This is a genomic window from Spirillospora sp. NPDC052269, assembly GCF_040679435.1.
Lineage (GTDB): Bacteria > Actinomycetota > Actinomycetes > Streptosporangiales > Streptosporangiaceae > Spirillospora.
Window position 1 is genome coordinate 103,229 of record NZ_JBFAUU010000017.1, and the last position, 18,606, is coordinate 121,834.

The window sequence follows — 18,606 nt, forward strand, 5'->3', positions numbered from 1 at the left end:
GGTCCGGTGGCCCGGGGCGAACCGGGCCACCGGGCCGTTACGGGGCCGGCGGGAGCACGGACGGGTCGATGGCGCCGCAGTCGACGGCGCGCTGGAGGCGGGCGGTCAGGGCCCTGATGGTGGCGGGCTCGTCCAGGACGCCGCCCTCCTTGCCCGCGGCGGTCTGCTCCTGCCAGGCGCGGACGCGGGCGACGGCGTCGTCCACGCCCGCGAGGTGGAAGCCGTAGACGGCGGCGTAGCGGCTCGGCAGGTGCGCGGGGTGCAGGTCCCAGCCCTGGTAGAAGCCGTTCGCGAGGGAGTGCCGGACGTGCCCGGCGTGCTCGGTCCAGACGCGCTGCATCTCGGCGGCGGTGTCGTCGCGCGGGACGGCGTTGGACGAGCCGTCCGACAGGCGGACGCCGGTGCCCGCGAGCGTCACCTGCATGACGTTGCGGGCGAAGTCGCAGGCAGGGTGGTCGAGGCGCTGCCGCTCGGGCGGCAGGTCGCAGGCGGCGGTGTAGTCGAACACGCCGAAGTGCGCGGCGGTCATCCGGCCGCGCGCGGCGGCGGTGATGCCGCGCAGCCCGATCCGGCCCTCGTGGTCGACGATCGCCTCGGTGGTCTCGACCTGGATCTCGAACCGGAGGATGCCGCCGGGCAGGCCGAGCGCGCCCTCGAGCCGCTCCAGGTAGTCGGTGAAGACCGTGACGTGCTCGGCCATCACGACCTTCGGGAAGGTGATGGTGAACCCGCCGGGCAGCCGTCCGAGGCGGTCGCGCAGCGCGGTGAGGAAGGCGTCCAGCGTGCGCATCGACCGCTCGTGCCCGCCGTCGGCGAACGACTTGACCCGCAGCCCCCAGTAGTGCGGCAGGGTGCGGGCCTCGTAGGCGGCGGCGACCGACTCCACGGCCTGCGCGACGTGGCCGTCCTCCTCGGCGTCGGAGCGGACGCCGTAACCGTCCTCGAAGTCGATCCGGACGTCCTCGACCGGCTCGCCCGCGAGCTTGGCGGCGACGCGCTCGTGCACCGCACCCGCGATCGCGGGGTCGAGTCCGAACACCGTGCCGAACGACCCCGCGCCCGGCGCGTGCGCCGTCAGCAGGCGCAGCGCCTCCGCGCCGTACTCGGCGGCGGTGCCGGGGGAGAAGCGGTCGGCCGGGACGTAGACGGTGTGCACCGGCTGCCGTCCCTCGGCGGGGCCGGGGAAGACTCCGGCGTGCGTCTCGCGGATCGCGGCGACGCGGGCGGACAGGTCCTCGATCGAGGGCACGCTGAGGTTCACTCCGCCATGATCCCCCATGAACCGCCCGTGCGGGCGCCCGGAGCGAGAACGATCCGGTCCGTTCCGGTGACGAACGCGTTCGGCGGCGCGGTCATCGGCTCGACGGCGAGGCCGCGGCGGCGGTGCTCGGCCGGGATCGTGTGGGCGGTGTACACCTCGAGCCACGGGTGCGCCGCGTCCGCCCAGAGCGCGACGGTCCGTCCGTTTCCGGTCAGGCGCGCCCAGGCGCGGCCCCGCTCGTCGCGGGCGAGGCCGGTGTAGGCGTTGTCGATCTCCCGGTCACCGATGAGGACGCCGCCGCGCAGGTCGCGGTCGGTGCCGTCCACCGGGACGGGCGCGTCGAGCGGGATCATCCGCTCGCCCGCGGGCAGGAAGCGCTCGGCGTCGAGCGTGACCGTGCACTCGTCGATCGGGACGCCGACGGTCAGGTACGGGTGGGCGCCGTGCGCGTACGGCGCCGGGCGGGTGCCGGTGTTCTCGGCGGTGAGGGTGACGGTCAGGCCGTCCGCCGCGTCCAGGACGTACTCGGCCGTGAGGGCCAGGCGGAACGGGTAGCCCTGCGCGCCCGGGATGTCGAGGGTGAGCGTGACGCGGTCGTCCGCCCGGTCGGCGGCCGTCCACGCCGACCAGCGGGCGAGCCCGTGGATGGCGTTCCCGAACTTCGGCTCGGTCAGGGCGAGCTGGTAGGACGCGTCGCCGAAGGTGTACCGGCCTCCGTCGACGCGGTTCGGGAACGGGACGAGCAGCTGGCCGAAGGCGGCCGGGGCGAGCGTGTCCGCGTCGTGCGTCAGGACCAGGTCCCGCCCGTCCAGGGTGAGGGCGCGGAGGCTCGCCCCCGCCTCGGTCACCACGGCCCGGTAGGGGCCCGCGGTGAGGATGTGCTGGGTTCCGGTCAGGGGACGCTGCTCGCTCATGCGCGGCAGGTTATCCCGAGTTGATCACCAGGCCCGTCACGCGGTCGCGTCGACGCGCCTCGCGGCCGGGTCCGCGCGTCCCGCGGCGGCGCCGACGCGGGCGGCCAGGGCGAGGGCGGCGCGGCAGCCCGCGAGGACGCCCCAGGCGAGGTCCGCGCCGGAGGTGTGGCCCACGGTGAGCAGCCGCCGGACGGCCGGACCGGGCGGTTCGTGCCCGGCGACGCCGCGCAGGACGGCCGCGACCTCGCCGCCCGCCTGGCCCTTCGCCGCGCAGTGCAGGAGGGTCGCGGCGAGCGCGGTGGTGCGGGTGTCGGCGTCCTCGGTGACGGCCGCGCCGAGCCAGTCGGCCAGCCAGACGGCCCGCTCGCCGCCGCGTACCGCCCGTCCGAGCAGCCGGGACGCGACCAGCAGCCCGGCGATGACGTCGTCGCCGCTCGGGGTGAGCCCGGGGCCGAGGCCGACGATGCGCCCGGCCGCCTCGACCGCGCCCGCCAGGTCGCCCTCGGCGCACGCCTCGGCGAGCAGGGCGGGGCCGCGGTGCCCGGCGAGCCCGCCCGCCGCGGCCGGTCCCGCGTCGCGGAGCGCGACCTCGAGCGAGTGGATTCCGCGGGTCAGGGCCGCGGGCGTCATGGCGGCCAGAACCGGCGTCGGATCCCACCAGCGGCGGGCCTTGACCCGGAACCCGCACGTCTCGACCCGTCCCTCGCCGATCCACGCCTCGGCCCCCTCGCGGATGCCCGCGAAGGGCCGTTCCCGCGCCGGGACGACCAGCACGACGGCGTTCGGGAGGCGGACCGCGCCCTCGGTGACGACGGCCAGCACGCGGGGCTCGGGGACGCCTCTGACCTCGAGGTACACCGCCGCCGGGAAGACCGCGATCACGCGCGCCGGACGTCTCGGGGCGTCCAGCAGCCTGCGCAGGGGGAGCGCCGCCGCACCGGCCGTGGCGGGGCCCTGCAGGGCCGTCGGCTGAAGCGGTTCGCGGACCGGCACGCCCACCCAGCCTCCCGGTACTCGTCCGCCGGCCCGCGTCGTTGCGGGCCGAGCCTCTCGGTGACCGTAGACCCCTGTGCTCGAGGGGCGTATGGGAAAAGCTGCCAAGGATGCTTGTCATGGTTCGTCTTTGTTGTCAGGGTTGATCGCGAAATCGGTATCGATCGCGCCCCCTCCGCGATCGACCGTCAAAGGCGAGGTGACACCTGCATGAGTGACATCCGCGTGAACACGGGCCCACCCGCCCACCGGTTCGCGAGCACCGGCACCCTCACCCGGGGCCTGCCGGTCGGCGAGGTCCTCGAAGTCCCGGCTCTCGCCGGCGCGCGGCTCATCGCCGGACGTGCCGGACTCGGACGCGTGGTGCAGCGGCTCAACGTGATGGAGACCCCCGACTTCCTTCCGTGGGTCAAGCCCAACGAGCTGCTCCTGACCACGGGCTACCCGCTGCGCGGCACCCCGCGCGGCCTCGACTGCCTGGTCGGGGACCTGGACGAGCGCGGGGTCGCCGCGCTCGCCATCAAGCCCGGCCGCTACCTGGCCGAGCCGCCGCCGGACATGGTCGAGCAGGCCGACCGGCGCGGCTTCCCCCTGATCCTGCTCCCCGCCGACGTCGGCTTCGACGACGTCATGAACCAGGTGCTCACCGACATCCTCAACCGGCAGGCCGCCGTCCTCGCCCGCACCGAGGAGGTGCACCGCGCGCTCGTGCAGACCGTGCTCTGCGGCGGCGGGCTGCGCGAGGTCGTGGACGAGGTCGCCGCACACCTCGGCGCGTCCGTCGCGGTGCTGGACGGCGAGCGCCGCGTCCTGGCCGCCACGGGCACCGAGGACCAGATCCGGGCCGTCCGGGCGCTCGCGCTCCGCGGCGACACGGGGCCGCCGGTCCCGGCCGAGGGCGACCACCTGGTCGTCCCGGTCGTCGCGGGCGGCTTCGACCACGGCCGCCTGGTCGCCTACCGTCCGGACGGCGCGCTCGCCGAGGGCGCCCTCGGCATCCTGGAACGCGCCGCGACCGTCGCGGCGCTGGTGGTGACCAAGCAGCAGGCCGTCGCCGCCGTCGAGAGCAAGTACCGCGCGGACTTCCTCCGCGACATCCTCGCCGGACGCGCCGGAGACGACGACCGCGTCATCGCGCACTGCTCCGGCTTCGGCTGGGACCTCGACCGTCCGATCGTGGTCATCGTCGCCGAACTGGACGGGCGTCCCCGGCCCGAACCCGACCAGGCCGGGCAGGGCGCGCAGAACGGTCAGGCCCGTCCGGCGCGTCCGGGGGCCGAGTCCCGGGGCCGCGGCCGTGCGGTCAAGGCGGACGGCCACCCGGAACCGGCGTCCGCGACGGCGGCTCGTCCCACCGGCGTCCGAAGACCCGACACCGCTCCGGCCGAGCCGGAGACCGTCCGGTCCCTGGCGCCGGACCCGTTCGGCGACTCCGACGACCTCCCGATCGCCGACCTGCCTCTTCCGGTGGACGCCGTCCGCGCCACCCGGACCCTCGAACCGAACGGCTCCCCACGCTCCCGGAGTGCCACCGGCACGACCGATCCGTCCGGACGCGGCGGGCACGATGTCGGCGGCCGTGCCGCGGTCGACGTCGCCCCTGGCCGGGCGGTCTCGGACGTCGGTCCGGGACGCGCGGCCTCCGACGTGGGTCCTGGACGCGCCGGGGCCGACGTCGGCCCGGGGCGTCGCGGCACGCGCGCGGCCACCGGACGGCCCGGTGGCGGCGGCCCGGCGACGCGCGGCGGGCGCGGGGCCGAGGAACGGGCGACGCAGGAGCGGCTCGCCGCGGCCTGGGCGGCGGCGGTGCGGCGGCACGACCGCGGCGCGGCCGTGGCCAGCTTCGCGCACGAGGTCGTGGCCGTGGTGGGCGCGGACGGCGACGATCCCGACGTGGACGGTGGACCGGTCCACACCCTGGTCAAGGAGGCCGCCGCGCTGTTCGCCGAGCACACCTCGGTCCGCAGGAGCTTCTCGACCGGCATCAGCCGCACCGTCGTGTCGCCGGCCCGGCTGCCGGAGGCCTACGAGCAGGCGCTGAAGGCCGTCCGGGTCGGACGGCAGCTGCACGGCGACGGCGCGCGGGCGCACTTCGACCAGCTCGGCGTGTACCGGCTGCTCAGCCTCGTCCCGGATCCGGAGGAACTGCACGCGTTCGTCCGCGAGACGCTCGGGGACCTGGCCGCCGACGACGAGCCGGAGCTGGTGGACCTGCGCCGGACGCTCCAGGTGCTCCTGGAGACCAACCTCAACGTCGCCGAGACCGCTCGGCGGCTGCACTTCCACTACAACACACTGCGTTACCGCATCGGGAAGCTGGAGCGGCTGCTCGGACCGTTCACCGAGGACGCCCACCTTCGTCTCAACCTGACCCTCGCACTGCACGTCCTGAGGATGCGGGGGATCTAGCGACCGCGTGCGGGCCCCGGCCGCTGCGCCACCCCCGGTGGTGCGCGGCGGGGCCTGGGTGCGGCATTCTCGTTCACGTAGCGTTAACGAGAATGGAGTTCTGGATGGGGTTCGGCTGGAAGGTGCACGGCGACGGGAAGACGCCGCCGCCGGGGGAGGTCGTCCGCCCGGACGAGCGGCTGTCCTGGCCGCGCACCGCGGGCATCGGGGCGCAGCACGTGGTGGCGATGTTCGGCGCCACGTTCGTGTTCCCGGTGCTGATGGGGTTGGACCCCAACCTGGCGATCATGATGTCCGGTGTCGCCACCATCCTGTTCCTGCTGATCACGAGCGGGCGGGTGCCGTCCTACCTCGGGTCGAGCGCGTCGTTCGTCGGGGTCGCGGCGGCGATCCGCGCGGCGGGCGGCGACTCCGGGACGGTCACCGGCGCGATCCTCTGGGTCGGCGTCGCGCTGCTCGTGGTCGGGCTGGTCATCCACCTGCTCGGATCGGAGGTGCTGCACGCGGTGCTGCCGCCGGTCATCACGGGCGCCGTGGTCATGCTGATCGGCTTCAACCTCGCGCCGGTCGTCGCGAACGTCTACTTCCCGCAGGACCAGTGGGTCGCGATCGGCACGATGGCGTTCGCCGTGCTCAGCGCGGTGCTGCTGCGCGGCTTCTGGGCGCGGATCAACGTCCTGCTGGCGCTGGTGTTCGGCTTCGGGCTGTCCTGGGTGCTGGACAAGACCGCGGGCAAGGTCACCTCGGTCCAGGGCGGCCGGAACCTGCTGGACGCGTCGGGCCACCCGTGCCCGACGGAGGGCCCGTACTGCGTCGCGACCGCGTTCCCGCACGACCGCGTGGACTTCTCGGCCGTGAAGTCGGCCGACTGGGTCGGGCTGCCGCACCTGCACGGCCCGAACTTCAAGATGTCGGCGATCCTGCTGGCGCTGCCCGTCGTGATCGCGCTGATCGCCGAGAACACCGGGCACGTGAAGGCCGTCGCCGCCATGACCCGCGACGACCTCGACCCGTACATCGGCCGCGCCCTCGCCGCCGACGGGTTCACCACCACCCTCGCGACGGCGGTCGGCGGCGCGCCGACGACCACCTACTCCGAGAACATCGGCGTCATGGCCGCGACCCGCATCTACTCGACGGCCGCGTACTGGGTGGCGGCGGTCGTGGCGATCGCGGTCGGGTTCGTCCCCAAGTTCGGCGCGCTGGTCGCGGCGATCCCGGGCGGCGTGCTCGGCGGCATCACGGTCGTCCTGTACGGCATGATCGGCCTGCTCGGCGCCAAGATCTGGGTCGAGAACCGGGTGGACTTCGGCGACCCGGTCAACCTCGTCCCGGTCGCGGCGGGCATGATCCTGGCGATCGGGAACGTCACGCTGCACATCACCGACGGCTTCCCGCTGCAGGGCATCGCGCTCGGCACGGTCGTCCTGCTGATCGGCTACCACCTGCTGAACCTGGCGGTGCGGCGTCCGAGCGACAACGGCGGCGGCATCATCGCGCCCGGCGAGCGGGAGATCGGCGGCGACGTCCGCCGCTCCTCCGAGTAGCCCGGCGCGGGTCAGGCGGGCGGGGTGTCGGGGGCCTCGCCGCCCAGGGAGCGCGGGAGGTAGTTCTGGACGGCGGCGGGGCGGAAGCCCTGCTGCCGGATCCAGCCGAGCAGCATCCGGAACTCCCCGGCCAGGCCCTTCCGGTAGTGCATCAGGACGATGTCGCCGGGCCGGAATCCCTTGCCCAGGCCGTCCCCGCGCGCGAACCCGTTGAAGCCGACGCCCGGGCCGGTCGTGCCGTTGTAGAACTCGGCCGTCCAGGTCAGGATCGACTTGATGCCGCACGCCTTCGCGGCCTGCCGGGTCGCGGTGTTGTAGGAGCCGAAGGGCGGGCGGAACAGCTGGGGCCGCCGCCCGTACTGCTTGGCGATCGTGTCGGACGACTGGCAGATCTGCCGTTGCTGAGCGTCCAGCGGGAGCGTCTTCATGTCGGGGTGGGTGACCGTGTGGTCCTCCATCCGCGAGCCCGCGTTGCGCAGCGCCCAGAAGTACTGGCCGTGCCCGCGCACGTACGTCGTGGTCAGGAACGTGAGGATCGGCACCCTCTCGTTCCGGACGATGTTCACGAACTCGGGGTCGTACTCGTAGCCGTCGTCGATCGTCAGGAACACCACGCGGTCCTGAGTGTTGATCTTGCTGATCACCGGGGGCAGGCCGTCGGCGGACGGCTGGGGCGGCGTCCAGGAGCCGGGCTTCGGCCGTTCCCACTGGTGGTCGGCGAGCGCCGTGGTCAGCTCGGTGCGCAGTTTCGCGCCGTCGCCGCCGCCCCCGGCCGGAAGCGCCGACACCGCGGGCCAGATGCCGGCCGCGATCCCCAGCGCCGCCGCCACCGCCGTGTACCCCTTCGGAACACCGCCACGCATCCCCGCGTCCCCCGTGCCGTACGTTCAGGCCAATCAGATCGGACATATCTGATCACGTCAGGGCAACGGGTGAGACACCGACGCACCACTGTTGCAGAGCTGTGTCCGAACTCTCGTCGGCAGCAGCCGTGGCCGGGTGGGGCTAGGCGTCCCGCTTCTGGAAGAGCACCAGGGCCACGATCAGCAGGACGGCCGTGTAGAGCGCGAACAGCCCGAGGCCGGTCCACGGCGACAGCAGGTCCCGGGACGGCCGGGTGCCCATCACCGCGCCGCCGGCCGCGGAGGGCATCAGCTTGCGGACCGTCTCGCCGAAGGTCCCGGGCAGGAACGAGGCGACGATCGGCAGCACGAACAGCAGGCCGAGGACGGTCGTGACCGCGCCCGCGGTGTGCCGCAGCAGCGCCCCGAAGGCCAGCGCGAACAGCGCGATCAGGGTCAGGAAGAGGCCGCCGCCGATGACCGCGCGCAGCACCCCGTGCGCTCCGAGGCCCTCGTTCAGGTTCTTGTCGGCGAAGATCAGCTGGGACAGGAAGTAGGCGGCGAACGACACGATCTCGCCGACGATCAGCACGACCACGCCGAGCACCAGCGCCTTGGCCGCGAACAGCCGGGCGCGGCGCGGGACCGCGGTGAGGGACGTCCGGATCATCCCGGTCGCGTACTCGCCGGTGATGACCAGCACACCGAGGACGCCGAACGCGACCATGCCGAACTGGATGCCGACCAGCCCGTAGGCGGTCGGGTCGAACTGCAGCTTGTCGTGCGGGGTCAGGTTGTCGTAGGCGGAGACGAAGACCAGGGCCAGCAGGCCGCTCAGCCCGATCGTCACCACGAGCCCGGCGAGCAGCGTCCAGAACGTGGACCGGACGGTCAGGATCTTGATCCATTCGGAGGCGACGGCGTCCGCGAAGGTGGCCGGACGCCCTCGCGTGCCGGGCCGTTCGGCCGCGTCGGGGGCTTCGGCCGCGGTCATGACCGTCCTCCTTCCCACATGCCGGTCGGCCCGGACGCCGGCGGCCCCGAGGGGCCCTCGTCGGGCGGCGATCCCGGGGGAGGCCCGCCCGGCGGGGAGTCCTGGGGAAAGTCGTCCGGCGGTGGCCCGCCCACCGCCTCGTCCTCGGCCTCGTGTTCGTGCAGGCCGCCCGCGTGGTACTCGACGGTGTCGCCGGTCAGGCGCATGAACGCCTCCTCCAGGGACGGCCGGACGGGCGACAGCTCGTGCAGCCGGACCCCGGCCGCGGCGGCGACGTCGCCGATGGAGGCGGGGTCGGCCCCGAAGACGCGGAGCGAGCCGTCCGGGTCGACCTCGACGCGCCAGTGCCGCCGGGCCAGCAGCGGCCCCAGCTCGGCCAGCTCCGGCGAACGCACCCGCACATGGCTGGTGGCGTTGGTCTCGATGAACTCGCGGACGGACGTGTCGGCCAGGATCCGGCCGCGTCCGATCACGATCAGGTGGTCGGCGGTGAGCGCCATCTCCGACATCAGGTGGCTGGACACGAACACCGTCCGGCCCTCGGCGGCCAGGCTCCGCATGAGCGTCCGGATCCACACGATGCCCTCGGGGTCCAGGCCGTTCACCGGCTCGTCGAACATCAGGACGGCCGGGTCGCCGAGCAGCGCGCCCGCGATGCCGAGCCGCTGCCCCATGCCCATCGAGAACCCCTTGGCGGGCTTCTTCGCGACGGACCGGAGGCCGACGAGCTCCAGCACCCTGTCCACGCGCCGGGTCGGGATGCCGTTGCTGCGGGCCAGGCACCGCAGGTGGTTGTAGGCGCTGCGCCCGCCGTGCATGGCCTGGGCGTCCAGCAGGGCGCCGACCTCGTGCAGCGGCGCGCCGAGTCGCGCGTAGCGGACGCCGGCGACCGTCACGGTCCCGCCGGTCGGACGGTCGAGGCCGAGGATCATCCGCATCGTGGTGGACTTGCCCGCGCCGTTCGGGCCGAGGAACCCGGTCACCCGGCCCGGTTCGACCGTGAACGACACGTCGTCGACGGCCGTCTTCTCACCGAACCGCTTCGTCAGCCCGCGCGCCGTGATCATGCTGGGCTGATACCGACCCGTTCCCTTCCGGAAACGGCGACGGCGGGCACCCGGAGCAGGATTTGGCTCCCGGATTGCCCGCCGTTGAAGCGTGGTTTCAGGGGGTTCGGGGCGGGGGTTCGTCCCTCCGTGCCCGGTACCTTCCGTCGACCTGAGTGACGTCCTAGTTCACGTCGACGAGGTCCACCACGAAGATCAGGGTCTCGTTGGCGCCGATCTTGGGGGACGGGCTGTGGCTGCCGTAGGCCAGGTGCGGCGGGATGACCAGCTTGCGCCGGCCGCCCACCTTCATGCCCGCGATGCCCATGTCCCAGCCCTTGATGACGCGGCCGGCGCCGAGCGGGAAGTCGAGCGGCGCGCCGCGGCCCCAGGACGCGTCGAACTCCTCGCCGGTCGAGAAGGACACGCCGACGTAGTGCGCGGAGACGGTCGAGCCCTTGGTGGCCTCCTTGCCGTCCCCGACCGTGATGTCGGTGATCTCAAGGTTCTGCGGGGGCTGGCCCTCGGGGAAGTCGATCTCGGGACGTTCAAGCGCCATCTGCTGGCTCCACCCGTCTTCTCATGGGTCGATTAGGGACCCGGCCAGCCTAGTCGGCCCTGCGAGCGGCCTTGTGCGGACCGGTCCCGTTTCTCAGGGGACGTCCGCGTCGGGGCGGACGGCGTGGAACGCGGGGCCCGCCACGGCGGTGCCGTCCACGAGGAGGTCGGCGCGCTCGCGGGTGCGGTCGGACGCGAAGTGGCGCGCCTCGCGCTCGGACCACTCGTCCCAGGCGCTGGCGTAGGCGAGGCCGTCGCGCTGGAGGGCGCGGGCCCGGCGGAGGTCGCGCGGCGCGTCCACCCAGATCCGGAACGCGGCGGGGGAGCCGCGCCAGGCCGCGCCGACGCCCTCCACGACCAGCGTCCCGGCGGGCGGCAGCTCCTCGGGCGGCCCGTAGACGTCGCGGTGCCAGTCGTAGCGGCGCAGGCGGCCGGGGCGTCCGGCGGTGAGCGGGGCCAGGACGTCCCGCTCGAACGGCGGCCACCAGGTCAGCGGATCGGCGTCCCAGGGCACGTGGAAGTCGTCCGACCGGACGAGCGGCACCCCGCCCGGCGCGCTGCCCGGACCGCCGAGCGCCGCCGCGAGCCGCGGCGCGAACGTGGACTTCCCGGACCCGCTCGGCCCGTCGACGGCGACCAGCCGCACCGGCCCGGCCGACGGGGGCAGGGCGCGCAGCCGGTCCGCGAGGGCCGGGTAGGTCGTCGGAGCGTCCGTCACGGACGGCATACTTCCAGCAGATGCCGGTTGATCCCGCATCGGCGGGCGCGCCCTTTGCCGGGTGTTTCCCGTCCTCCCCGGACCGACGCGAAAGGGACGCGCCCGATGGACCTGCTCGGCGGACCCCGCCCGGACGCCCCCGGACGTCCCGCGATCACCGTGGCCGGACGCGCCCTGACCCGTCCGGCGCTGGGCGCCTGGGCGGTCGCGATCGCCGCCGAGATCCGGGACGCGCGGGCCGTCGCCGTGCACGCGACCCCCACTCTGGAGACCGTCGCGGCCGTCGTCGCCGGGCTGTTCGCGGGCGTCCCCGTGGTGCCGCTGCCGCCCGACTCCGGTCCGGACGAGCGCGCTCACATCCTGCGCGACTCGGGTGCGACGCACCTGCTGGCCGCGTCCGGCGCCGCTCTCGAAGGGCCGGACGTCCCGCCGCTCGTCGCCGTCGACCGCCTCCGCCCGTCAGGCACCCCCGACGGCCGGCACGTCGCCTCCGCACCGGACCGCGCCGACGTCGTGCGGACGCCCCGCACCGCCGCCTCGCCGGGGACGGACCCGGGCTCGACCGCGTTCATCCTGTACACGAGCGGGACGACCGGGGCGCCGAAGGGCGTCCTGATCTCGCGCGCGGCCGTCGCCGCCGGGCTGGACGCGCTCGCCGAGGCGTGGGAGTGGACGGCGGACGACACCCTCGTCCACGGACTGCCGCTGTTCCACGTCCACGGGCTGGTGCTCGGCGTGCTGGGGCCGCTGCGGGCCGGGTCGCCGCTCGTCCACACCGGACGTCCCACGCCTCAGGCCTACGCGGACGCGGCGCGCGACGGTGGAACGCTGTTCTTCGGTGTCCCGACGGTGTGGTCGCGGGTCGCCCGCGACCCCGAGGCCGCCGCCGCGCTGCGCGGGGCCCGGCTGCTCGTGTCGGGGAGCGCGCCGCTGCCCGTCCCGGTGTTCGAGCGCCTCGCCGAGCTCACCGGGCACCGTCCCGTCGAGCGGTACGGGATGACCGAAACCCTCATCACGGTCAGCGCCCGCGCGGACGGCGACCGCGTCCCCGGCGCGGTCGGCTTCCCGCTGCACGGCGTCCGCACCCGCCTGGTCGGCGAGGACGGCGCGCCGGTGCCCGCCGACGGCGAGACGCCCGGCGGCCTGGAGGTCTCCGCGCCGACCCTGTTCGACGGCTACCTGGGCCGCCCGGACGCCACCGCCGAGGCGTTCACCCCGGACGGCTGGTTCCGCACCGGCGACATCGCGGTCGTCGACCCGGACGGACGGCACCGCATCGTCGGCCGCGCGTCCACCGACCTGATCAAGAGCGGCGGCTACCGGATCGGCGCGGGCGAGGTCGAGAACGCGCTGCTGGCGCACCCCGCCGTCCGCGAGGCCGCCGTCGTCGGCGTCCCGCACGAGGACCTCGGCGAGCAGGTCACGGCCTTCGTCGTCCTTGAGGACGACGGCGAGGGCGACGGCGATGGCGACGGCGGCGTCGGGGAGAAGGGCCTGATCGACTTCGTGGCCGAGCGGCTCTCCGCCCACAAGCGGCCCCGGGCCGTCCACCTCGTGGAGTCCCTGCCGCGCAACGCCATGGGCAAGGTCGTGAAGACCCGCCTGACCCCGTGACCACGGTCACCCAGAGGCGGCTGATCATGCCGTTCACCAGGGCGGACATCACGGACGGAGCGGTACTTTCCGCCCAGTATTCCCGCTAGGCTGAACGCTCGAGATGACAAGCACGCACCCCGCCCCGGCCGCTGACCACACCCACTCGCTGGAGCCCGTCCCGCCCGGGGCTCGCAGCTCGACCGCCCTGCACCAGTTCTGGATCTGGGCGGGCGCGAACATCGCCCCGATCAACTGGGTGCTCGGCGCCCTCGGGATCAAGCTCGGGCTGAGCCTCACCGACACCATCGCCGTGCTCGTCGCCGGCAACGTCCTCGGGATGTCGGTGTTCGGGCTGTTCGTCCTGATGGGACAGCGGACCGGCGTCACCCAGATGGTCCTGGCGCGGTCCGCGTTCGGCCGCCGCGGCGCCTACCTCCCGGCCGCCCTGCAGGGCGTCATGTCGGCGGGCTGGTGCGCGGTCAACACCTGGATCGTCCTGGACCTGGTGATGGCCCTGCTCGGGCAGCTCGGCGTGCACGGCGCCGGCACCCCGCTGAAGATCGCCGTCGTCGTGCTGATCATGGGCCTGCAGGTCGGGATCGCGGCGTCCGGGTTCAAGGCGATCGCCTCGTTCGAGAAGTGGACGGTCCCGATCACCCTCGTGGTGCTCGCCGCGATGACCGCCGTCGCCTGGACCAAGACCGGGGTGCACTGGGACTTTCCGGGCGCGCACCTCGCCGGCAAGAACCGGATTTCGGCCATGACCACGGTCATGACCGCGATCGGCGTCGGCTGGGGCATCACCTGGTTCGCCTACGCGTCCGACTACTCCCGGTTCGTTCCGGAGAGCGTCAGCCGCCGCAAGCTCTACTGGTCGAGCGTGCTCGGGCAGTTCGTCCCGGTCGTGTGGCTCGGCGTGCTCGGCGCGTCCCTCGCCACGGTCAGCCAGAACACCGACCCCGGCAAGATGATCGTCGACTCGTTCGGCGCGCTCGCCATCCCGGTGCTGCTGCTGGTCGTGCACGGCCCGATCGCGACGAACATCCTGAACGTCTACTCCTGCTCGCTGGCCGCCCAGACCGTCGACTGGAACGTGTCCCGCCGCGCCGTCTCCTACGGCGTCGGGATCTTCGCCGCCGCCTTCACGATCCTCCTGATCTTCCAGGAGGACTTCGCGCACACCCTGGACGCCTGGCTCGCCGGCCTCGTGACCTGGGTCGTCCCGTGGGCCGCGGTCATGGCCGTCCACTTCTACGTCGTCAAGCGGCAGAACGTGGACATCCAAGCCCTCTACGACCCGCCCGGATCGTCCCGCCTCGGCGACATCCGCTGGGACGCAGTCGTCTCCTTCCTCCTCGGCGCGCTGGCCACCTGGACCTTCCAGTACGGCATCCCGGAGGCCCTGCAGGGCCCCGGCGCCAAGGCCCTCGGCGGCATCGACCTGTCATGGCTCGCGGGCGTGGTCGTCGCCGGCGGCCTCTACCTGGTGCTGTCCCGCCGCCGGGCGCCCGCGCCCGTCGCCGCCTCGTCCAACTGACCGGTTCCGCAACCGCCCCGTCCAACCGTCCGCCCGTCCAGCTGAGGAGTCCGCCGGTGAAGGTGATCCGCAACGTCCGCCTGACCGACCGCGAGGGTCTGCACGACATCGAGGTCGAGGACGGCCGGTTCGCCCGGATCGTCCCCGCGGGCCAGGGCACCGGCGACCTCCTCGCGGACGGCGCGGGCGGCCTGGCCTCGGCCCCCTTCGTCGAGCCGCACGTCCACCTGGACACCACCCTCACCGCGGGCGAGCCGCGCTGGAACGCGTCCGGCTCCCTCTGGGAGGGCATCGCCGTCTGGTCCGAGCGCAAGCAGTCCCTGACCAGGCAGGACGTCATCGACCGGGCCACCGAGGTGCTCCGCTGGTACGCCGCCAACGGCGTCCTGCACGTCCGCAGCCACGTGGACGTCACCGACCCCGGCCTGGTCGCCCTGGACGCCATGGTCGAGGTCCGCGACCGCGTCCGGGACGTCGTCGACCTGCAGCTCGTCGCGTTCCCCCAGGAGGGCATCGTCTCCTTCGAGGACGGCCCGCAGCTCCTGGAGAAGGCAGCCGAGCGCGGCGCCGACGTCATCGGCGCCATCCCGCACTTCGAGGACACCCGCGAGGACGGCGTCCGCTCCCTCGAGATCGCCTTCGACATCGCCGAGCGCCACGGCCTCCTCCTGGACGCCCACTGCGACGAGATCGACGACGAGCAGTCGCGCTTCGTCGAGGTCCTCGCGACGCTCGCCCGCCGCGGCGGCCTCCGCGACCGCGCCACCGCGTCCCACACGACCGCGATGGGCTCCTACAACGGCGCCTACTCCTACAAGCTCCAGCGCGTCCTGGCCCGCAGCGGCATCAACCTCGTCAGCAACCCCATGGCGAACCTCTGCCTCCAGGGCCGCTTCGACGACTACCCCAAGCGCCGCGGCCTCACCCAGGTCAAGGAGATGCTCGCCGCGGGCGTCAACGTCGCCTTCGGCCACGACGACGTCATGGACCCCTGGTACCCGCTCGGGACCGCCTCGTCCCTCCAGGTCGCCCTCGTCGGCGTCGCCGCCGCGCAGCTGACCGGCGCCGCCGAGATCGACGAGGCCTTCCGCATGATCACCGACCGGGCCGCACGCGTCCTGCACCTGGGCGACCGCTACGGCATCGCGGAGTCCCGTCCCGCGAGCCTGATCATCCTTCCGGCGACGTCCCCGTACGACGCGATCCGCCGCCAGACCCGTCCCACCCACGTCATCGCCAACGCGCGCGTCATCGCCGAGACCCCCGCCACCCCCACCCGCCTGACCTGGCCCGGCGAGCCCGCCCGCGACGTGGACTTCACCCGCCCCACGGCCCCGTAGGGAGCGCGGGGAGGGTAAGGGGAACCTGTCCTTGTTGGGAGCAGGGGGTGAGATTAGCGTGAGTACGTTCTGGATTGCGCGATTCACCCCTTTCAGCTCCGGCTGACACCGCGGTGCGACCCCGATGGGATTCGCCATGCCCGGACTTCCCGCTTTCCCGTTCCCCACCGACCACGCCCTGCGGCTCGCCCCCGAACTCCGGAACGTGCGCGACGACGGGCCGCCCATCCGGGTCCAGCCGCCCTACGGCGCGCCGGTTTGGCTGGTCACCCGGTACGAGGACGCCCGGCACGTCCTCAGCGGCCCCGCCTTCGGGCGTGATCCCCGGCGGGCGGGAATCGCCGACGCCGACATCGCCCGCACGACCCCGGTGGACCCGTCCGCGCAGACGATGGTGAGCACCGACCCGCCCGACCACACCCGGGTGCGGCGCTTCGTCTTCCGCACCTTCACGCCCCGGCGGATCGAGCGGCTGCGTCCGGGCACCGAGCGCATCGCCGAACGCCTGGTCGACGCCATGATCGAGCAGGGCCCGCCGGCCGACCTGTTCGAGTCGTTCGGACTGGCGCTGCCGGTCCAGGTCATCTGCGACCTGCTGGGCGTGCCCACGGCGGACCAGGCCCGCTTCACCGCCTGGGTCGACACCCTGGTCGACGACGGCGGCCTGACGCCCGAAGAGGTCCTGGCCAGCATCGCCGAGATGAACGACTACCTGGCCGAGCAGGCGGAGCGGCGGGTCGAGCACCCCACCGACGACCTCATCGGCGCGCTGGTCCGCGCGCGGATCGAGGGCGACCGGCTCAGCCTCGACGAGATGGTCAACCTGCTGCGCACCCTGCTGGCCGCCGGACACGAGACGACCGCGTCGCAGATCCCCAACTTCGTGTTCCTGCTGCTGCGCGAGGGCGACTACAAGAGGCTGGGCGAACGGCCCGACCTGGTCCCCACGGCGGTCGAGGAGCTCCTCCGGTACGTCCCGCTGGTCTCCCAGGGCTCGTTCACCCGCTTCGTGCTGGAGGAGGCGGAGGTCGGCGGGGTGAAGATGCGCCGGGGCGACCAGGTGCTGGTCGAACTGTCGGCCGCCAACCGCGACGGCTCGGTGTTCCCCGATCCCGAGGCCGTGGACATCGCCCGCGCCGACAACCCGCACCTGGCCTTCGGGTTCGGCCTGCACCGCTGCGTGGGCGCGTCCCTGGCGAGGATGGAGTTGCAGGTGGCGCTGTCCACGCTGACCCGGCGCCTCCCCGAGCTGCGGCTGGCCGTCCCCGCCGACGAGGTCCCCTGGCACGTCAACAACCGGTTCGTCCGCCGCCCGCGCGCGCTTCCCGTCACCTGGTGACCTGGCCGTCCGGCCGCCTGGTTCGGGCGGCCGGACGGCTTTGGCCGTCGCCCCCCGCCCGGCGCATGCCGGGGCCGGACGTCTTCCATCGTGCGGAAATGTACGGACAATGAGCGGTTAGGTCCTTGCAGTGCTTGCATGTGGCGAGAACGCCTGGCAGCTTAATGTCCGTACATTTGGCGGCTTTGGGGGGTTCTCGTGCAGTCCAGGCGACATCACCGGATCGTGATCATCGGCGGCGGGAGCGCGGGGATCTCGGTCGCCGCCCGGCTCCGCCGCGCCGGACAGCAGGACGTCGCGGTGGTCGAGCCGTCCGCCCGGCACTTCTACCAGCCGCTGTGGACGCTGGTCGGCGGCGGGCGGGCGCCCCTGAGGGAGAGCATCCGCTCGGAGAAGTCGGTGATGCCGAAGGGCGTCCGGTGGATCCGCGACGCCGCGACCGCCGTCGACCCCGAGGCGCATGAGGTGACGCTCGACGACGGCGGGACGCTCCACTACGAGCACCTCGTGGTCTGCGCGGGCATCCAGCTGGACTGGGGCCGCGTCCCGGGCCTTGAGGACGGGCTCGGCCAGGACGGCCTGTCCAGCAACTACCTGCCGACGACCGCCCCCGCGACCTGGCGCTTCATCCGCGGCACCCGTTCGGGCAGCGCGGTGTTCAGCATGCCCCCGGGAGCCATCAAGTGCGCCGGCGCCCCGCAGAAGATCGCCTACCTCGCCGCCGACTACTGGCGCGAGCAGGGCGTCCTCGGCAAGATCGACGTCCACCTCGTGCTCCCGGGTGCGGCCATGTTCGGCGTCCCGGAGTTCTCGCGCGTCCTCGAGGACGTCGTCCGCCGGTACGGCATCAACGTCCACTTCGGCAGCGAGGTCACCGAGGTGCGGCCCGACGCCCGCGAGGTCGTCGTCACGAGCCTGGGCAGCGGGGAGAGGACGACCCTGCCGTACGACATGGCCCACCTCGTCCCGCCGCAGAGCGCCCCGGACTGGATCAAGCAGAGCCCCCTGGCCGGCGCGGACGACCCCGCCGGATACGTCGAGATCGACAAGCACACGATGCGGCACGTCCGGTATCCCGACGTCTGGGCCCTCGGCGACGCCGGCTCGTCGCCGAACTCCAAGACCGGCGCGGCCATCCGGAAGCAGGCGCCGGTGGTGGTGGAGAACCTCCTCGCGGCGCTCGACGGCCGGGAGCCCACGGCCTCCTACAACGGCTATGCCTCCTGCCCGCTGACCACGGCCCGCCGGAAGATGCTGCTCGCCGAGTTCGACTACAGCGGACGGCCCACCCCGTCCATCCCGGTGATCGACACCCTCCGCGAGCGCACCGACATGTGGTACCTCAAGCGGCGCGGCCTGCCGTTCCTGTACTGGAACCTCATGCTCCGCGGGCTCGCCTGACCCGGCCGCCCGCGCCTCCGCCTTCGCTCTTCGCCGTCCTCGCGACGCCGGTGCCCGTCCTGGCCGCCGGACCGGCACACCCCGATCTCGCCGCCTTCAAGGCGCGCTGAA

General features: G+C 73.5%; 15 protein-coding genes. 7 read left to right on the top strand and 8 right to left on the bottom strand.

What is annotated here, in order from left to right:
* Positions 1-37 precede the first annotated feature (37 nt).
* From AB0L06_RS32205 to AB0L06_RS32215, 3 genes are read right to left on the bottom strand one after another with little or no spacing between them, the layout of a single operon-like run.
* Positions 38-1,261, bottom strand: a complete 1,224-nt coding sequence (locus AB0L06_RS32205) for a DUF6986 family protein (protein WP_500234905.1) — start codon at positions 1,259-1,261, stop codon at positions 38-40.
* Positions 1,258-2,175, bottom strand: a complete 918-nt coding sequence (locus AB0L06_RS32210) for an aldose 1-epimerase family protein (protein WP_500234906.1) — start codon at positions 2,173-2,175, stop codon at positions 1,258-1,260. The genes AB0L06_RS32205 and AB0L06_RS32210 overlap by 4 nt, the downstream gene beginning before the upstream one ends.
* A gap of 36 nt (positions 2,176-2,211) precedes the next feature.
* The gene (locus AB0L06_RS32215) at positions 2,212-3,174 is read right to left on the bottom strand and encodes an oxamate carbamoyltransferase subunit AllH family protein (protein ID WP_500234907.1); all 963 of its coding nucleotides are present in this window, start codon (positions 3,172-3,174) and stop codon (positions 2,212-2,214) included.
* 204 nt (positions 3,175-3,378) lie between these two features.
* Between AB0L06_RS32215 and AB0L06_RS32220 the strand changes: the two genes are divergently transcribed.
* Together AB0L06_RS32220 and AB0L06_RS32225 are read left to right on the top strand one after the other, a co-directional pair.
* A complete protein-coding gene (locus AB0L06_RS32220) occupies positions 3,379-5,577 on the top strand; it encodes a PucR family transcriptional regulator (protein ID WP_500234908.1) in 2,199 nt (732 codons plus the stop codon).
* Between the two features lie 104 nt (positions 5,578-5,681).
* The gene (locus tag AB0L06_RS32225) at positions 5,682-7,124 is read left to right on the top strand and encodes a uracil-xanthine permease family protein (protein WP_500235036.1); all 1,443 of its coding nucleotides are present in this window, start codon (positions 5,682-5,684) and stop codon (positions 7,122-7,124) included.
* Between the two features lie 11 nt (positions 7,125-7,135).
* Here the strand turns inward: AB0L06_RS32225 and AB0L06_RS32230 are convergent, their stop codons facing one another.
* From AB0L06_RS32230 to AB0L06_RS32250, 5 genes are all read right to left on the bottom strand, one after another.
* On the bottom strand, positions 7,136-7,987 hold the full coding sequence (locus AB0L06_RS32230) for a polysaccharide deacetylase family protein (RefSeq protein WP_500234909.1): 852 nt from the start codon (positions 7,985-7,987) through the stop codon (positions 7,136-7,138).
* Positions 7,988-8,129: 142 nt separating this feature from the next.
* A complete protein-coding gene (locus AB0L06_RS32235; RefSeq protein ID WP_500234910.1) occupies positions 8,130-8,960 on the bottom strand; it encodes an ABC-2 transporter permease in 831 nt (276 codons plus the stop codon).
* Entirely contained in the window at positions 8,957-10,027 is a 1,071-nt protein-coding gene (locus AB0L06_RS32240; protein WP_500234911.1) for an ABC transporter ATP-binding protein, read from the bottom strand. The genes AB0L06_RS32235 and AB0L06_RS32240 overlap by 4 nt, the downstream gene beginning before the upstream one ends.
* A gap of 163 nt (positions 10,028-10,190) precedes the next feature.
* Positions 10,191-10,565: an FKBP-type peptidyl-prolyl cis-trans isomerase gene (locus AB0L06_RS32245; RefSeq protein ID WP_500234912.1), complete on the bottom strand. Its 375-nt coding sequence runs from the start codon at positions 10,563-10,565 to the stop codon at positions 10,191-10,193.
* 93 nt (positions 10,566-10,658) lie between these two features.
* Positions 10,659-11,291, bottom strand: a complete 633-nt coding sequence (locus AB0L06_RS32250; RefSeq protein ID WP_500234913.1) for a uridine kinase family protein — start codon at positions 11,289-11,291, stop codon at positions 10,659-10,661.
* A gap of 96 nt (positions 11,292-11,387) precedes the next feature.
* On the opposite strand from AB0L06_RS32250, the gene AB0L06_RS32255 reads away from it, so the two are divergent.
* From AB0L06_RS32255 to AB0L06_RS32275, 5 genes are all read left to right on the top strand, one after another.
* The gene (locus AB0L06_RS32255) at positions 11,388-12,896 is read left to right on the top strand and encodes an acyl-CoA synthetase (RefSeq protein ID WP_500234914.1); all 1,509 of its coding nucleotides are present in this window, start codon (positions 11,388-11,390) and stop codon (positions 12,894-12,896) included.
* Between the two features lie 103 nt (positions 12,897-12,999).
* Positions 13,000-14,415, top strand: coding sequence for a purine-cytosine permease family protein (locus tag AB0L06_RS32260; RefSeq protein ID WP_500234915.1), 1,416 nt, complete (start codon positions 13,000-13,002; stop codon positions 14,413-14,415).
* A 56-nt stretch (positions 14,416-14,471) separates the two neighbouring features.
* A complete protein-coding gene (codA, locus tag AB0L06_RS32265; RefSeq protein WP_500234916.1) occupies positions 14,472-15,755 on the top strand; it encodes a cytosine deaminase in 1,284 nt (427 codons plus the stop codon).
* A gap of 136 nt (positions 15,756-15,891) precedes the next feature.
* Entirely contained in the window at positions 15,892-17,094 is a 1,203-nt protein-coding gene (locus AB0L06_RS32270; RefSeq protein WP_500234917.1) for a cytochrome P450, read from the top strand.
* A 198-nt stretch (positions 17,095-17,292) separates the two neighbouring features.
* Positions 17,293-18,495, top strand: coding sequence for an NAD(P)/FAD-dependent oxidoreductase (locus AB0L06_RS32275; protein ID WP_500234918.1), 1,203 nt, complete (start codon positions 17,293-17,295; stop codon positions 18,493-18,495).
* Positions 18,496-18,606 lie beyond the last annotated feature (111 nt).

Coding starts and splice junctions, on each gene's coding strand:
- AB0L06_RS32210 (WP_500234906.1), bottom strand. CDS start 2,175: ATGAGCGAGCAGCGTCCCCTGACCGGAACCCAGCACATCCTCACCGCG.
- AB0L06_RS32220 (WP_500234908.1), top strand. CDS start 3,379: ATGAGTGACATCCGCGTGAACACGGGCCCACCCGCCCACCGGTTCGCG.
- AB0L06_RS32225 (WP_500235036.1), top strand. CDS start 5,682: ATGGGGTTCGGCTGGAAGGTGCACGGCGACGGGAAGACGCCGCCGCCG.
- AB0L06_RS32230 (WP_500234909.1), bottom strand. CDS start 7,987: ATGCGTGGCGGTGTTCCGAAGGGGTACACGGCGGTGGCGGCGGCGCTG.
- AB0L06_RS32235 (WP_500234910.1), bottom strand. CDS start 8,960: ATGACCGCGGCCGAAGCCCCCGACGCGGCCGAACGGCCCGGCACGCGA.
- AB0L06_RS32240 (WP_500234911.1), bottom strand. CDS start 10,027: ATGATCACGGCGCGCGGGCTGACGAAGCGGTTCGGTGAGAAGACGGCC.
- AB0L06_RS32245 (WP_500234912.1), bottom strand. CDS start 10,565: ATGGCGCTTGAACGTCCCGAGATCGACTTCCCCGAGGGCCAGCCCCCG.
- AB0L06_RS32250 (WP_500234913.1), bottom strand. CDS start 11,291: ATGCCGTCCGTGACGGACGCTCCGACGACCTACCCGGCCCTCGCGGAC.
- AB0L06_RS32255 (WP_500234914.1), top strand. CDS start 11,388: ATGGACCTGCTCGGCGGACCCCGCCCGGACGCCCCCGGACGTCCCGCG.
- AB0L06_RS32260 (WP_500234915.1), top strand. CDS start 13,000: ATGACAAGCACGCACCCCGCCCCGGCCGCTGACCACACCCACTCGCTG.
- AB0L06_RS32270 (WP_500234917.1), top strand. CDS start 15,892: ATGCCCGGACTTCCCGCTTTCCCGTTCCCCACCGACCACGCCCTGCGG.